Annotated in this window: 18 protein-coding genes; 8 read left to right on the top strand and 10 right to left on the bottom strand. The window is 62.3% G+C overall.

What is annotated here, in order from left to right:
* Positions 1 to 23 precede the first annotated feature (23 nt).
* On the top strand, positions 24 to 857 hold the full coding sequence (mftM, locus tag EHW12_RS08880; RefSeq protein WP_125050506.1) for a mycofactocin oligosaccharide methyltransferase MftM: 834 nt from the start codon (positions 24 to 26) through the stop codon (positions 855 to 857).
* A 6-nt stretch (positions 858 to 863) separates the two neighbouring features.
* On the opposite strand, the gene EHW12_RS08875 is transcribed toward mftM, so the two are convergent.
* Positions 864 to 1,067: a DUF4287 domain-containing protein gene (locus EHW12_RS08875; protein WP_007728313.1), complete on the bottom strand. Its 204-nt coding sequence runs from the start codon at positions 1,065 to 1,067 to the stop codon at positions 864 to 866.
* A 141-nt stretch (positions 1,068 to 1,208) separates the two neighbouring features.
* On the opposite strand from EHW12_RS08875, the gene EHW12_RS08870 reads away from it, so the two are divergent.
* A complete protein-coding gene (locus EHW12_RS08870; RefSeq protein WP_003942061.1) occupies positions 1,209 to 1,421 on the top strand; it encodes a TOBE domain-containing protein in 213 nt (70 codons plus the stop codon).
* Positions 1,422 to 1,437: 16 nt separating this feature from the next.
* On the opposite strand, the gene EHW12_RS08865 is transcribed toward EHW12_RS08870, so the two are convergent.
* The gene (locus tag EHW12_RS08865; protein WP_042920992.1) at positions 1,438 to 1,863 is read right to left on the bottom strand and encodes a DUF6314 family protein; all 426 of its coding nucleotides are present in this window, start codon (positions 1,861 to 1,863) and stop codon (positions 1,438 to 1,440) included.
* 110 nt (positions 1,864 to 1,973) lie between these two features.
* Between EHW12_RS08865 and EHW12_RS08860 the strand changes: the two genes are divergently transcribed.
* Together EHW12_RS08860 and EHW12_RS08855 are read left to right on the top strand one after the other, a co-directional pair.
* Positions 1,974 to 2,450 carry a MaoC/PaaZ C-terminal domain-containing protein gene (locus tag EHW12_RS08860; protein WP_007728315.1) on the top strand — a complete coding sequence of 159 codons (477 nt, stop codon included), beginning with the start codon at positions 1,974 to 1,976 and terminating at the stop codon, positions 2,448 to 2,450.
* 233 nt (positions 2,451 to 2,683) lie between these two features.
* Positions 2,684 to 3,472 (top strand): thioesterase family protein, encoded by a 789-nt coding sequence (locus EHW12_RS08855; RefSeq protein ID WP_042920993.1) that lies wholly within the window; start codon positions 2,684 to 2,686, stop codon positions 3,470 to 3,472.
* A gap of 12 nt (positions 3,473 to 3,484) precedes the next feature.
* On the opposite strand, the gene EHW12_RS08850 is transcribed toward EHW12_RS08855, so the two are convergent.
* Together EHW12_RS08850 and EHW12_RS08845 are read right to left on the bottom strand one after the other, a co-directional pair.
* Positions 3,485 to 5,155: an anibiotic ABC transporter gene (locus tag EHW12_RS08850; protein ID WP_125050505.1), complete on the bottom strand. Its 1,671-nt coding sequence runs from the start codon at positions 5,153 to 5,155 to the stop codon at positions 3,485 to 3,487.
* Positions 5,152 to 6,087: an ABC transporter ATP-binding protein gene (locus tag EHW12_RS08845; protein WP_125050504.1), complete on the bottom strand. Its 936-nt coding sequence runs from the start codon at positions 6,085 to 6,087 to the stop codon at positions 5,152 to 5,154. The genes EHW12_RS08850 and EHW12_RS08845 overlap by 4 nt, the downstream gene beginning before the upstream one ends.
* Positions 6,088 to 6,155: 68 nt before the next feature.
* Here EHW12_RS08845 and EHW12_RS08840 point away from each other — a divergent pair, with 68 nt between their 5' ends.
* Positions 6,156 to 6,650 carry a helix-turn-helix domain-containing protein gene (locus EHW12_RS08840; RefSeq protein ID WP_007728322.1) on the top strand — a complete coding sequence of 165 codons (495 nt, stop codon included), beginning with the start codon at positions 6,156 to 6,158 and terminating at the stop codon, positions 6,648 to 6,650.
* An 83-nt stretch (positions 6,651 to 6,733) separates the two neighbouring features.
* Positions 6,734 to 7,273: an RNA polymerase subunit sigma gene (locus tag EHW12_RS08835; RefSeq protein ID WP_042921062.1), complete on the top strand. Its 540-nt coding sequence runs from the start codon at positions 6,734 to 6,736 to the stop codon at positions 7,271 to 7,273.
* Here EHW12_RS08835 and EHW12_RS08830 read toward each other — a convergent pair.
* Genes EHW12_RS08830 through EHW12_RS08820 form a run of 3 tightly spaced genes read right to left on the bottom strand, consistent with a single transcriptional unit; the run spans position 7,270 to position 10,587 of the window.
* Positions 7,270 to 7,953, bottom strand: a complete 684-nt coding sequence (locus EHW12_RS08830; protein ID WP_003942005.1) for a response regulator transcription factor — start codon at positions 7,951 to 7,953, stop codon at positions 7,270 to 7,272. The genes EHW12_RS08835 and EHW12_RS08830 overlap by 4 nt on opposite strands.
* Entirely contained in the window at positions 7,950 to 9,323 is a 1,374-nt protein-coding gene (locus EHW12_RS08825) for a GAF domain-containing sensor histidine kinase (protein WP_003941844.1), read from the bottom strand. Before EHW12_RS08825 ends, EHW12_RS08830 begins: the two co-directional genes overlap by 4 nt.
* Before the next feature lie 58 nt (positions 9,324 to 9,381).
* A complete protein-coding gene (locus EHW12_RS08820) occupies positions 9,382 to 10,587 on the bottom strand; it encodes an iron-containing alcohol dehydrogenase (RefSeq protein WP_003942060.1) in 1,206 nt (401 codons plus the stop codon).
* 435 nt (positions 10,588 to 11,022) lie between these two features.
* Here EHW12_RS08820 and EHW12_RS08815 point away from each other — a divergent pair, with 435 nt between their 5' ends.
* Both EHW12_RS08815 and EHW12_RS08810 read left to right on the top strand, forming a co-directional pair.
* Complete coding sequence (locus EHW12_RS08815) at positions 11,023 to 11,385, top strand: RNHCP domain-containing protein (RefSeq protein ID WP_003941922.1); 363 nt, start codon at positions 11,023 to 11,025, stop codon at positions 11,383 to 11,385.
* An 11-nt stretch (positions 11,386 to 11,396) separates the two neighbouring features.
* Entirely contained in the window at positions 11,397 to 11,816 is a 420-nt protein-coding gene (locus EHW12_RS08810) for an RNHCP domain-containing protein (RefSeq protein ID WP_054187804.1), read from the top strand.
* On the opposite strand, the gene EHW12_RS08805 is transcribed toward EHW12_RS08810, so the two are convergent.
* Genes EHW12_RS08805 through EHW12_RS08795 form a run of 3 tightly spaced genes read right to left on the bottom strand, consistent with a single transcriptional unit; the run spans position 11,805 to position 14,811 of the window.
* Positions 11,805 to 12,152 carry a hypothetical protein gene (locus EHW12_RS08805; protein ID WP_054187805.1) on the bottom strand — a complete coding sequence of 116 codons (348 nt, stop codon included), beginning with the start codon at positions 12,150 to 12,152 and terminating at the stop codon, positions 11,805 to 11,807. The genes EHW12_RS08810 and EHW12_RS08805 overlap by 12 nt on opposite strands.
* Positions 12,153 to 12,208: 56 nt before the next feature.
* Positions 12,209 to 13,732 carry a VWA domain-containing protein gene (locus EHW12_RS08800; RefSeq protein WP_007728356.1) on the bottom strand — a complete coding sequence of 508 codons (1,524 nt, stop codon included), beginning with the start codon at positions 13,730 to 13,732 and terminating at the stop codon, positions 12,209 to 12,211.
* Positions 13,729 to 14,811 (bottom strand): MoxR family ATPase, encoded by a 1,083-nt coding sequence (locus EHW12_RS08795; RefSeq protein WP_007728360.1) that lies wholly within the window; start codon positions 14,809 to 14,811, stop codon positions 13,729 to 13,731. Before EHW12_RS08795 ends, EHW12_RS08800 begins: the two co-directional genes overlap by 4 nt.
* Between the last annotated feature and the right edge of the window lie 26 nt (positions 14,812 to 14,837).

Genomic DNA, 14,837 nt, shown 5'->3' with positions numbered 1-14,837 from the left:
ATCACCACCTGAGAAAGGCGATCATGTCCACCATCACGAACGAACCCGTCCTGGATTCCCTGGCGCCGTCGACGCCGGGCTTGTGGTCGTTCGGACATGTCACCGTCGAACGCGTCGAGTCCGGTCCGATCTCGCTCGATCGCCGAGGCGGTCGCCTCCACGTCAGGCACTCCCTCACTCCCGCCGATCTGAGTGAGCGACTCGTCGCCGGAGTCACCTCGTCGATCCAGGACGCGGAGTTCGGTCAGGACGAATTCGAGTTGACGATGGTCGGCCTGGTTCGCTCCACCGTGGACGGCGCTCTCGAATCCTGGACCACCTACTACCGGAACTCACTTGCCGAACTACTGGACGGCACTGCAGATTTCGCGCCGATTCACGACAAAGCCGAAGAGCTGGTCCGCGGTTCCGTGCTCGATCTGGGTTCCTGCTTCGGTTTCCTGCCCCTGCGGCTCGCGCGCGCCGGAATGGACGTGACCGCCACGGACATCCTGCCCGGAACGATGATCCTGCTCGACGCGGTTGCCCCCGAACTCGGCATCACGATCGACACGGTGATCTGCGACGCGGGTGAAGTACCGGCACCGGACAACAGCGCCGACACCGTCACCGCGATTCATCTCCTCGAACACGTCGACAACGCAGTCGGCGAGGCCGTGATCGCGCAAGCACTCCGGATCGCGCGTCAACGGGTCGTCCTTGCCGTCCCCTTCGAAGACGAAGCCACCGCGTGCCACGGCCACATCCGCACTTTCGATCTCGAGTCACTGCGTGCGGTCGGCCGGCAGAGCCGTGTGCCGTTCGAGGTATTCGAGCATCACGGCGGCTGGTTGGTGCTGGACGCATCGGCCGCCTGAAAAGAACTACCCTTCTTTCAGCGTATGGGCGACAAGCGCATTCGCGTGCCCATGACCCATACCGTGCTCCGACTTCAACCAGTTGACCAATTCCATGTGCTTCGTGAGGTCTGAGCTTCTGATCAGCTCTTGCCATTCACCGATCGGCCGACCGTACTTCTTCTCGATCGACGGAAAATACGACGCCGGGCCTTTCACGGGTTCAGTCATGACCGGAATCTACCTCCACCGCCCGACAATATTCGCGCACCGGCGGCGCCCGCATGTCCGCACCTGCGGAATCGCTGGGTAGATACGCGACCATCGCATTATGGTCGAAGAACACCCACCCGAGAGCACAGGAGTTCAGCGATGCGACTGTCCACACGAAATCAACTCACCGGCACCATAACCGAGGTCAACCTCGGCACCGTCATGGCGACGGTCAAGGTGAAGTTGGACGGCGGGAATCAGATTGTGACCTCGTCGATCACCCGCGATGCCGCACTGGATCTCGATCTTGAACCAGGCCAAGCCGCAACGGTATTCGTGAAGTCCACCGAGGTGACGATCGGCGTCGAGTAACTGGCGAGCGATGTGATCAGGGCCGGGTGAGATGCGTGGTCATCGTGTAGTCCTTGCTCGGCCCCGTCACGGTCCAGACGACAGTCCAGGTCGATCGATCTCCGGCAGTGACGTCGATTCGCCCGCGGTAGGTATCCGCACCGCACAGGTGCTCGACTTCCTCCCCCGGCGCCCAGTCGTGGAACTCTCTGCCGTCTTCGAATGTCACGGCCCACTCGAGGCCGCGCTCGGCAACGAACAGAGTTCGGAACACGGGTAATTCCAGGTCGCCGTCACGCAGCGTGCCGCTCTCGTACCAGCGCATCCGACCGTCACCGGCGTCGGAGATAGTGGTCTCGCCGAATACATGCTTGGTGGAACCAGAAAGGCGGTCGACGATGTCCCGCTCGAAGTGCCACTTTCCTACCAGCGCCCTCGGCTCGATTTTCGCGTCGTCGACCATGTGGCGATTCTAGTGACCCTGCATTGCCCGACGACACCGGAGACCGACTCGAACACACTGCGAGAGTATGTTCCGAGTACACCCGGAACACGCAGGAGATTTTCACAACCATGAACGATTCGGCCGCCCTTCACAAACGCGCAGTGTTCGCCGAGGATCTCGAGATCGGCCAAGTGATCCCATTGGGTTCGTATTCGGTGACCGAAGAGGAAATCGTCGAGTTCGCAACTCAGTGGGATCCCCAGTGGTTTCACGTCGACAAGGAAGCCGCCGAGTCCGGCGTCTTCGGCGGGTTGATCGCCAGCGGGCTGCACACCCTGTCGATCTGCCAGAAGTTGGTGGTCGCCAGTCTCTACGACCAGTGGAACGTGATCGCCGGGAAAACCATGCGCGACGTGAGCTTCCTCCGTCCGCTTCGCCCCGGTGACACCCTGAGCGGAAAGGTCACCGTCGACAACGTCGTGTTCGACAATCGCGCGCGAGGATTGGTGACCATCACAGCGAAATTGGTCGATGCACACGGCAATCGCGTTCTCGACGTGGTCACTGACGCCTACCTGCACTGCCGCTCGACTCGCGGACAGTGAATTATCGGTAAATTTCGCACCACACTGTTCGAATTGCCGTACTTTCAGTGACGTTGCGACGCAACAATACCCATCCCTGCAATCAGGAGTTCCTCACACATGAGCAGCCTCGGCGAGATCAATCCTCTCGGCATTCTTCAGATCCTCATCTACATGCTCTTCGGTGGGTCGTCCAGCACTCCCGAATAGACCCTAGCTTGCCATAGCCATAGTCAGCATCTAGGGTGCTGACTATGGCAATTACTAGTCAGGCATCAGTGGCGGCCGCGCCGTCGACCGACGCAGCGCGTCATCACACCGAGTTCGACTCCAGTTGGCGGAGTTTCGACGGCATCCAGGGCGGACTCGCAATTGCACGGATGCTGCGGGTGGCGGCCGACGCGTCCGGAGCCGAACCGCTGGCAGTCACGGCGCATCTGGACCGCCCCGTTCCTCCTGGGCCGGCCGAGTTGACTGTCGGCGAGATGCGGGGCGGGCGGACCGTCAGTTGCCACGTCACGCTGACCGGTTCGGGATCCGCTCTCGTTCGGTTGGCCCGCGACATAGGAGCTACAACAATGTCCGCCCCTGTCGCCGAACCGGCTCCGGCCGACCCGTCAACCCTGCCGCCGCTGGAGATCCCGGTGGATTTTGTGCCGTTCGCCCAGCACCTCGACATCCGGCCGATCAATTCCGCGAGGCCGTTCGCCGGTGGCGACTCCCCTGAATTCGACGTCTGGATCCGCCTGCTCACAGACCTCGATTTCACGGCCCAAGAGCGCGCCGCGGTCCTTCTCGACGCGCTTCCGCCCGGACTGTTCGCGACACTGACGATGCCCGTGGCCATACCGACCATCGAGTTCACCGCGCATTTCACCCCGGAGCACCTCACGGCAGATCCCCGAACGCTGTCACCGTGGTATCGCCTACGCCACGGGACTGCCTGGGCGACGGACACTCTCTGTGTTGACGAATCCGAACTATTCGACTCGACCGGACGACTTGCTGCTCGGGCTCGCCAGCTTCGTCGAATTCTGAGTTGAGTTTCAGCTCTCCTACACCTGGAGGTCGCGACGACGGAACGCAACAAGCGATGCTGTCGAAAGCACCACTGCCACAACGATCATTGCCAGCAGTGGCAGAACTGTCACCGGCTCGGCAGGGGCACCCGGCACGTGAGTGTAGGGCGACAGATCCAGCACTACCTGCGGAAGCTTCAGCAACGTGCCGAGTTGCCCGAGCACGATGCATGCCGCCAAGATTACCCAGGAGAGCGCCGACGCGTACGTCGGAAACAGTCCGAAAGCCAACGACACCAACCCCACGACTACGAGCACCGCAGGCAGATAGGCCAACGCGGCGCCAGTCATGCGAAGTGTGTTGCCGCCGATGTCGTCCGTGACGAGCCCGAAGGCAAATCCGGTGAAGGCACCCATCAAGACGTGCGCGAGGATCACGCCGCCCACAACCACACCCAGGTGGGAAAGCATCCACCTCCACCGCGACAAAGACGTTGCCAGCAACGGTTCGAGCCGTCCCGAAGTTTCCTCGCCCCGCATCCGGAGAAGACTCTGGACCGAATACGCCGCGATGACTATCGACGTGAGCCCCAGAGCAGTGGCCAAGTAGGAATCCACCAGATCCGATCCGCCGCCGCCAAGTTTCTCGAACATCTCCGCGGTCTGCTGCGACGATCCCACCATCGCGTCGATCTCGTTGCCCACAGCGCCGTACGCGAACCCGAGTATGACAACGGCAAAGATCCACCAGAACATCGTCATTCGCTGCATGCGCCACGCCAGGCCCCAAGCCGACGGTAGCCACGATGCCGCGACTGGCGGGCCGGGTCGGGGCTGAACGAGTCCCGCTCCCTGATCGCGATGGCCGATGAGAACAAAAGCCACCACCACGTGCACAGCCGCGAATCCGATCAGCAACAACAGGATCCACCAGGCGTCGTCGTCGAAAGGTCTGATCTGTTGTGCCCATCCGATCGGCGAGAGCCACGACAACCAGCCACTGACCACGCGAGTTCCGTCGTCGACGACCGTACTGTTCACGTCGCCGATCGCGCGCAGCATGAACGCAACGCCGATCGCGGCACCCGCCAGGCCGTTGGCCGTACGAGCACCGTCGGTGATCTGCGCCGTCACGGCTGCCACTCCGGCAAACGCGATTCCGGTCCCACCTATCGAGGCGCCCAACGCGAACGAACCGACGACAGGCAAACCGACGGCGATCGATCCCAGTGCAATTCCCAGTGCAAGAACGACGTTCGCACCGACCGTTACGATCAATGCGGAGGTCAGGAGCGCTCGTCGACCTACCACCGCTGCACCGATCATCTCGGCTCGGCCGGTCTCCTCGTTCTGTCGCGTATGGCGAACCACCGCGAGGGTGCTCATCAATGCGGCCACCAACGCGAACACGAGCACCGACTGGCTGGCGACTATCGCGCCCTGCGAATCACCGGACACGATCCCGTTGGTCGCCAGCGCGACCGGCGATACCGCGGAACTGACTGCGATGTTTCGTAATTCCTCGGATGTCGAGTACAGCCCGGTCACACTGGCGACAACCAGCAGCATGAACAAGACGATGGAGATAACCCACACGGAGAGCTGAATTCGGTCCCGCCGCAAAGCCAGCCGAACCAGTCGGCGTGTGCCGGCGAATTGACTTGCCGAGGCCGGTACCGGTGAAGCGGCCTCGACAACAACGGTCACGGCCGTACTCCGGTCTCGGCTCGCAGGTGTACCGAAGTCTCCCTGGCCCGTTCGTCACCGTAATGCCGCAAGAAAAGTTCTTCGAGAGTCGGCGGAGTGGAAGTGAGCGCCACGATTCCGAATCCGACCAAGTACGTCATGAGTGGTCCGAGTTGCGCGCTGTCGACTTCGCAGGTGACGTGGTTACCGTCGATCACCGCGTCGTGGACACCGCCGAGTCCGTCGAGTCCACCGATCGGACGCTGCGTCTCCGCCGCGACGGACGTGCGCGTGAGATGCCTGAGTTCGGACAGTGTTCCCTCTTCCACCGTCCGCCCGTCGCGGATGATGCTCACGCGATCGCACAGCGCTTCGACCTCGGCGAGGATATGGCTCGACAGCAGTACCGTCTTTCCGGCGTGAGCCACCTCCTCGACGCAGTCCTGGAATACCGCCTCCATCAACGGGTCGAGCCCCGATGTGGGTTCGTCGAGGACGTAAAGGTCGACGTCGGACGAGAACGCGGCCACGAGTGCAACCTTCTGCCGGTTACCTTTCGAGTACGTGCGCGCCTTCTTGGTCGGGTCCAATTCGAAGCGATCGAGCAACTCGCAGCGGCGTTTTCGGTCCAGGCCACCGCGCAGGCCCGCCAACAGATCGATAGCCTCACCGCCGGTGAGGTTGGGCCACAGATTCACGTCGCCAGGCACATAGGCGAGACGTCGATGCAAAGTAACAGCGTCTCGCCACGGATCGCCGCCGAGAACGGTTGCGTTTCCGGAGTCCGAGCGGAGCAGGCCGAGGAGCACCCGAATAGTGGTGGACTTTCCGGAACCGTTCGGCCCCAGGAATCCGTGCACTTCACCCGTCGAGACGTCGAGGTCGAGGCCGTCCAGCGCGCGGGTGGTACCGAAGGTCTTGACGAGGCTATTCACTGAAATTGCCGCACCCATGAATTTGACCGTACGCCGATTTCACAAATGTGTGAAGATAGAAAAGACGGAAAGATCGAAGGGTTCCGATGACCGACACCAGCCACACCGTTGCACCGGACGAGAGCCGACACTATGTCGAGCGACTCTCACTCGTACTGAGCGACATGGGTTTTCCGCCGATGCCCGCTCGCGTCTGGGCCGCGTTGATGACCAGCGAGACACCCTCGTCCACGCCAGGAGATCTCGGATCTCGGTTGGGAGTGAGCCCCGCCGCCATTTCCGGAGCCGTCCGATACCTCCAGCAAGTCGGATTGATCGAGCGTGTGGCCGTCCCCGGATCGCGGCGTCAGCACTACTGCGTCAGCGTCGACATGTGGGCCGACGCGTTTGTCACGAAACAGTCCTCGCTCTACCAGGTCTCGGCAGTTGCGGACGAGGGCATACGAGTCCTCGGTGAAGGAACAACAGCCGGCGATCGAATGGCAGATCTGCGCGACTTCTTCGACTTCATGGCCGCGGAAATGCCGCGAATGCTCGCGGACTGGCGCTCCCGGCGAAAAGACCGGACACCTGGCAGGTAACTTCAGGTTTACTCGCAATTTCGGCTGGGTACCTCAATTCTCGTTCCAGCATGGTCAGGTGCGGTGTAATCGAGGAGTTGCTGATGAAGCTGTCGATCAGGGGCGCGAACACTTCACCGACTCCACCCTTCGCGCGTACCGCTTCACCCGAAACCTGTGAACGATCGATTTCCCTGAATCGCACCGCCGCCGAGGCATTCGCCGGTGATCACCATGCACTGTCGAAACTACTGGCCCGGTTGCACCCTCGCGTCGTTCTCTACTATCGCGCCAGACTCCTCGGGACGCCCGTCGCGACATTCGCCGACGATCTCGCCCACCAATGCACCCTGGACGTCGTCACACGAATGTCCGACACGATCTCGGCCGACACACGCATCGAGACCTTCGCGTACGAGTTGGCCTCTCGACGAATTGCGTCAATTCCCCAGTCACGCAACATCGACGGACAATTCAAACGCCCGCGTCGCCTGACCGACGACCAACGTGAGGTTCTGGTACTACGAATCGCAGTGGGTCTGACTGCCGAGATGACCGCGTCGACTCTGCGCACAACTCGTTCGAGTGTGCTCCTCGTACAGCATCAAGCGCTGCGCGCCTGGACGGTCTCCGAGCGGAGCTAGATCAGACCTTGCTTACTGGCGGCGTAGACGGCCTCTGCTCGACGGCTCACCTCGAGTTTGCGCATGATGTTGCTGACGTGAAACTTGACGGTGGTCGGTGAGATGAACAATCTCTCACCGATCTTGATGTTGGACAAGCCGTTTGCGAGGAGTCTGAGCACTTCGAGTTCGCGATCGGTCAATCGTTCTTTCGACGACGACTGCCCGTTGAGCGATCGCACGACAGCTGACGCGCTGCGCGAATCGAACGCACTCTCACCCCGCGAGACCGCCCTGATCGCACGCACCAATTCGGTGGTGTCGACGTCTTTGACGACATAGCCGCGAGCACCCGCGTGCACCGCTCGCACCACCAGTTGATCGTCGAGAAACGTGGTGAGAACCAACAGTCCGAGGCCGGGATGCGCCGAGGACAGCTGGCCACACAGGGTCAGTCCCTCGTAGTCGGAACTGGCGGAGAGTTTGAGATCCATCAGGACGATGTCCGGGCCGACCTTGTCGACCACGGCGAGGGCCTCGGCGAGGGACGACGCCTCCCCCACGATCTCGAGATCGCTTTCGCGCTCGAGAACCGAGCGGAGCCCTTGCCGCAGAATTGCATGGTCGTCGACCAGGACGATTCGAACCAATCCCTGAACCGGCGATGCTCCGCGGGTGATGACGGGACGCGCAGTGGTCATGATTCCTCGCTCTCGATTTCAGTTGTGGAGCAAAGGTTTTCCATGCCCGAGTCGAACGGCAGTGGTAGTCGCACGAGAATCTGAATCCCACCGATCCGCGCGCGCCGTACTTCGAGCGCACCACCCAACTCGAGTGTTCTCGCCTGCATGTTCGCGAGACCGCGATGGCGGCCGTCGACGTCGTTGGTGGCTGCGAGTTTGAGGATCAGACGCATTCGCGCAGGGTCGCCGTCACCGTCGTCGGAGACCGACAGCAACACGGAGTCCGCCCGATAGGTCAGACGTAGCACCGCCCGATTCGCGTGAGCATGGACCGCTGCATTGAAGAGAGCTTCCCCAGCGATCCGGAGAAGAGCGTGTTCGGCATCGCCCGGAAGTTCGGTCGGGGTACCGCCGACGCGAACGCTCACCGCCAACTCGTCCGGCATGTGAACCACGCCGAGTTGCTCGAGCATCTCGGGCAACGACGTCCGGTCCGCGTCCGACGAATGATTGAGCGCGTAGATCGCCGAACGAAGCTGCTCGACCGCCCTCCTGGTCAAATCCTTTGCCAAGTCCAGTCTTTCACTGCGTTCAGCCTCCGGGATGTCACTCCGGCAGACCTCGATCTGCATGCCGGCCGACAACACCGCCTGTGTCACGCTGTCGTGCAGTTCGCGGGCGATCCGGTGACGTTCGTCGTCGACCACTTGGTGCCGGTGCGCCACTCCGAGTTGACGCTGAGTGGACTCCAATTCGCTGTTGCGCACCGCAAGGTCGGCTGCAGTACGATTGGCCTCCGCATAGGCATCTTCGGCACGCTCGAGCAGTAGTTGTCCTCGCTGATAGAGCGCCGAATTCTGCAGAGCCACAGCAGTCTGGCTGGCCAGAATGCTGAGCACGGCTCCGTCCGTCGTGTCGAGGGTTCGGTTGGCCGGCGTCCAGGCTGCAAAGGCACCTACCACGCCGCCACCGAGCACGATCGGCACAAACGCGTAGTGCGCGTCGATCACCGAGTTGGATTCGATTCTTCCGTACCGGATGTCGTCGAGGCATTCGACGACATCCTCCGGAAGTGGCGGCCCCTCCACATTGTCGACCAGAAAAGGGGTGGCGTCCGGGCCGAGAACCAGTCGCCGTGGTCCGGCGTCGGGCAATGTTCCGTCAGCCAAGGCGAAGACTATCCAGTTGGCACTCAGATGCGCACGGGCAGCTTCCGCGACCGCGCAGACGAGGGTTTCCGGCCCTTCGACGGTGCGCACCAAAGCCCGCGAGATCAACTCCAAGGCATGCACGACGCGTTCGAGGCGCTCGGCCGCACCGCGATACTGCGGGTAGAACGAACTCTTACCCGATCGTAATCCGGTGAGCCGGGACAGGTCCGCGGTCATCGCCTGCACCAATTCACAGCGGCCCTCTTCACAGCGTCCATCTTCACAGCGTCCATCTTCACAAGGCACCTCGGAACAACGCCACCATCTGTTCCTGCGTCGCTTCCCTGGGATTGGTGGACATGCAGGCGTCGAGTAACGCGAAGCTGGCAAGTCGACTGAGGTCTTCCTCTCGAACACCCAACTCCCCCAGCCCCTTCGGCACACCGACCTCCCGGGCGAGACGTTCGACACGGTCGGCCACCGCCAGCGCTGCTTCCTCCGGGGTGCCGCGCTGCTCGGGAAGACTCAGTGCCGCAGCGATGGCGACAAAGGGGGCGGCGTCCGTGGTGGAATTGAACCGGATGACGTGGGGCAAGAGAATTCCGTTGATGACGCCGTGCGGAAGGTCGAGCATGCCGCCCACCTGATGGCTCATGGCGTGCGCGGCTCCGAGTATCGCGTTGGTGAACGCCAACCCGGCCTCGAGGCTCGCCTGCGCCATCACCGATCGAGCTTCCATCTCCATCGGGTCCTGGATCGTGTGCACCAGATTCTCGGTCACGAGGCCGACAGCGCGGAGCGCGTGATGATCGGTCAACGGATTGTGCGCCAGTGAGACGAAGGCTTCGATTCCGTGCGTCAGTGCGTCCAATCCTGTTGCCGCATTGAGCCACTCGGGCATCGTCGTGAGCAACCGCGGATCGATGACCGTCACATCTGGAACCAGCGCCCGGCCGATGATGGTGATCTTGGTGCCGCGGGTCGTGTCCGTGACGATGCAGAACTGCGACACGTCCGCGCCCGTGCCGGACGTGGTGGGAACCATCACCAACGGCGGGATCGGTTTGGTCGCCTGATCTACCCCCTCGTAGTCGAGTATGTTGCCACCGTTGGCAGCGAGGACGGCTACACCTTTAGCCGCGTCGATGACCGAACCGCCGCCGAGCGCGATGATGACGTCACACTCGCCTTCCTGGTACACCTCGAAACCGGCCGCGATCTCGAAGTCCTTGGGATTGGGCGTCAGCCCTGACCACACCGTCGCCGTCAATCCCTGCTCCGTGAGATGGTCTTCGAGTTCGCTGACCCACCCCGCGTCGATCAGACCGGGATCGGTGACCAGGAATGGCCGGAACCCGCCGAACCTCAGAGTCGCGTGTGCTGCCTCGACCAGGGAACCGATACCGAAGACGATCTCGGGGGCGTGAAATTTGACCAGTCGAGCAGCAGTGCCGCGGCGATGAACACCGTGGTTCACAGCATCCGGGTATGCCACGGACACGACCCCACTCTCCTCTCGCTGCTCTGAGATCTCCGGTCGGGATTTCGCATCCGTCGCTCTCAGCGCATCAACTCCCACGTGCACAAACTGGTGTGATCCACCTTACAATCGCTGGCCCCGAGCCTACGCGGACAGCAGTCGGGGCACACCCACCGAAGGAGAGGCGCTTACCTACCCGTTCGGGCAGGTAAGGCGTCTCGGGAAAATGAATGGCGCGGCGAGAAGGTCCCGCTGTACTTTCGGTTGCGGCCAGAGTGGCCCGTAGAACCGATTCAGAAGGTGTTTATGACCCAGCCCGCGCCGAGCGCGCCTCCCGCCCCTGCACTGCCGGCAACCTCGAGGGTCACATGCTGATCCTCGAAACGTCGGACTGACAGCCGCGAGGCCCCCTCGGCCTGCTCCTACTGCTTTGTTCACTCAGCTAGGAGTTCTCCAGTGCCTCAATCACACAATTCCATCTCGAAAACCGACACCTTCTCGTGCATTCAGTGCGGACTCACAGTCATGACGTACGGCCCCGATGGTGATCGCCGAAACCACTGCCCCAGTTGCCTGCATTCCCGACACCTGTTCGACCAGGTGGAAGGTGGACCGTCGGACTGCGGAATGCGGATGGCTCCCATTTCGATCGCAGTACTGCGCAGTGGCGATTGGATGATCATCCACCGCTGCGCACAGTGCCTCGAGCTCACCTCCAACCCCGTCAGCCGAGACGACAACCAGTTGTTGTTGATGAGAATGGCAGTGCGACCGCTCGCGCAACCGCCCTTCCCGCTCGAAGCCTTCGGCGACTTGTGAGGGGGAATCAGATGCCACGTAGGAATCCCAGCACCCGCGCGCGGCGGGCACCGCAACGGGCCAAGCACGTACTGCACGGAATCGGCGGAGAACAAGGATCGAGCTTCCGTTGTCTCACATGCCGTTTGGACATCTCCACTGCGGCGCCGGGTACCGCTCATCGGAACCACTGCCCGAACTGTCTGGCCAGCCGCCACGTGGACGGTCGCGTTCCGGGCGACCGAGCACAACAGTGCCGAGGTGCCATGGCGGCGCTGTGCCTGTCGGTCCGTCAAGACGGTGAATGGATGCTCGTTCACCAGTGTGTCGAGTGCAATACGTTGAAAGTCAACAGGATTGCCGGCGACGACAACGTCTTGGTCCTGCTGCGCTTGGCGCTACGTCCGTTGGCAGACCCCCGCCTGCGCTCGCGCGCGTTGCTAGCGCTCTGATGATTCGTCCGGTGTACTCGCGCGGTTCTGCGCACGATTACACCGGACGAAGACCACGAACACGATCCCGGCGAGCAAGCCGACCACAGTCGGTCCGAGGACCAGTCCCGAGTACAACCACGGGGCAGGTTCTGCCGGAAAGAGGTCCATGAATATGGGTCCGGTGTATGTCGGTTCGGAAAACGGCTCCCGATAGGATCCTCCGGTGAGAATGTGCGGTGACGCCAACGACTTCCACCACCACTGAAACACGCCGAGCGCCACAACCCCACACACGGCGCCGAGCACTGTCAGCGCCGCGATCGGTCGCCAGATCGATCCCCTGATTTCGGACATGAGATCAAACTAGTTCACGACAGATCGCGCAGTGACATCGGTGAAGTGCACTGACATCAGCGAAGTGCGTGCCCCAGCTCGGCGGCCTTTGCCATCAGTTGCGCGGCATCTCGGGCAACAACAACCTCGTCGCAGATCTCCGAATACTCCGGCATCGCGCACGATGCCTGGTTCCAGTAACGCTGTGGTTCAGGCGTGATCCAGGCCAGACGGTGGACCTTTCGGCGGAGTTCCTCGAGCTTGTCCGCCTGCGGGGGCAACCCGTTGCACCGACCGTCGCCCACGATGATGACAGACGTCCGTGAGTTCAAGGTGTTTCCGTGCTCGTCCAACAATTCTGTGAGCACCCGCCCGTAATCGCTGCTGGCTTCCAGATCCAGACCCGGGTGCGCGAGTACCGCGGCCAGTGCGCCGTCACCACTACTGGCGAGAAGGGTGTCGGTCACGTCGACCGGACGATCGACGAAGGCGAGGACTTCACAACGATCTGCTCGGCGATGCATTGCCTGAGCCAAGCGCAGAGTGAACGCGGTGATGGGGCGCACGGACAGCGACACGTCGGCGATGAGAAGTAGTCGAACACGATCGGGGCGAGGAGCTTTCACGACGAGATGGAAGGGTATCCCGTCGGTGCGCAGGCTCGAACGCACCGTGCGCCGCATGTCGAGATGCCCACGAGAACGCTCACGGGGCCGAGGTCTGGACGGTCCTCTCATTCGCCGAAGCACTTCGTGGCACGCGAGTTCGATGTCGTTGTGCGTTGCGCCCGCGGCAGATTCACTGTCGGGCGCATCGGGAGCGGTTTCGGCGAGTGCAGCGGCCGAGAGTGCTTGCACGAACGCTTCGACCGCCTCGACGAGCCGGTTCAATTGTGCTTGCGTCAACGGCCCGTCGTCGGAGACATCTGCATACGCTTTGCTCGGGTCGTAGGCATCCAACCAGGCGAGGATCGACGTCGGATCGTCCCAGGACAACGAGCCGACCACTGCTGCAGCAACACTAATGCTCAGGTCACCGACCACCGCCGATGCTGCACGGTCCACGTCGACCGTGTAACTGACTCCGCGTCGACCGGTCTCCGAACCGGTATCGACCGACAGTTCGGCATCGCTCGACGTCATCGACACATCGTCGTCGTCCTTGTGCGGGTTGAAGCCCTTCTCCGCTTCCGGAGTGTCGAAGTAGTCGCCGACCTCGGCCGCACGCTCGTTGTACTCGGCGTACCGACCAACTTCTTGATCCTCGTCGATCCCCAGCGCGGTGGGCAGACCGTCCGCCACCTCGGCGCGCGAACCCATCCGCTCGCCGTGCGCTTTGCCTGCGGCCGGCCGGAACAGCGCGTCGAATGCCCGATCGAAACCGGCCTGCTCGTGAGAGTACTTGGCGCACACTGCCCGAAGACATGCTCGCAACGTCTCACGATCCGAAGCGCCGACCATCGCGAGAACACGCCGAACCTCGATGACCTCGGCCGGTGACGCGGAAACTCCGGCCGCCCTCAGCAATCGGCCGAAACTCGCGGACACCACGTCGAGAACAAACGACGGTTGCCACACGGCAAGGCCACCGAGCGTCGTCATCGCGTCGAACGGATTCCGCTGCCGCCGCGGATTCCCTGTTGATGAGGGTCACGTCCACCCGTGCCCCGGAACACGGCCGTCGTCGTGTTGGCGGGTTTGCTTGCCACCGTGGCCCGCTCGATCGGCTCGCCACCGTCACGCGACGATGATTCGAAACGCTTTCCGTCGAATCGTTCCTTGGCCAGCGTCACATCGGACGAGTACTTGAGCAACGCCGTGAGCAGGATGTCGCGCACCTTGGCGTCGGAGGCGGTGTCGAATCCGCCGGCCGCGAGCACTGTTGCCGCCCTGGCCGCGTCGATGACCTCCGAGATGGACGGACTCTTGCGCAGCGGGAGGTCACGCAGGATGCGAGCCAATTCGACGACCTCGGTGGCCGTAGCCGAATCCACCTCCGGCGCTCGGGCCGTGACGATCTCGCGTTCACGCTCCGACGTCGGATAGCCGAGATGGTAATGTAGACAACGACGCTTGAGTGCGGGCGAGAGCTCGCGGGTGTCGTTGGACGTCAGAATGACCCAGGGCTGCGAGCGGGCAACGAACGTACCGACCTCGGGAATGGTGACCTGCTGTTCGGCGAGAATCTCCAGGAGCAGTGCTTCCATCGACTCCTCGGTGCGGTCCACCTCGTCGACCAGAAGTACTACCGGATCGGGTGAGAGGATTGCTTCGAGCAGCGGCCGTACGGACAGGAAGTTCTCGGAGTACAAACCGAAATCCTGATCGGCCAGAAACTTGGACGCTTCGGCGACGCTGTCGAATTCGGAAACCTGATCGCTGATCCGGTCGCGGAGCATCTGCACGTGCAGGAGTTGCTTCGCGTAGTCCCATTCGTACAGGGCGCGATTGTCGTCCAGCCCTTCGTAGCACTGCAATCGCACCAGTTTGCGGCCCCCGATCGCAGCCAGAGACTTAGCCAGTTCCGTCTTGCCGACACCGGCCGGCCCTTCGAGCAGGAGCGGGCGCCCCAGCGCCGTCGCCAGATGAACGACTACCGCGAACTCGTCATCGGCAATGTAGTCCTGCTCTCGCAGAGCATCTTTCACTTCGATTCCGCTGGAGAAACTGCGACCGGACATGGAACACCTTTCATGGGGGGGCACAG

It is taken from the genome of Rhodococcus sp. NJ-530, assembly GCF_003860625.1.
In the GTDB taxonomy this organism is placed as follows: Bacteria; Actinomycetota; Actinomycetes; order Mycobacteriales; family Mycobacteriaceae; genus Rhodococcus_F; species Rhodococcus_F qingshengii.
Note: the sequence above shows the minus strand (reverse complement) of the source record. Positions and strands in the feature narration are given on the sequence as shown.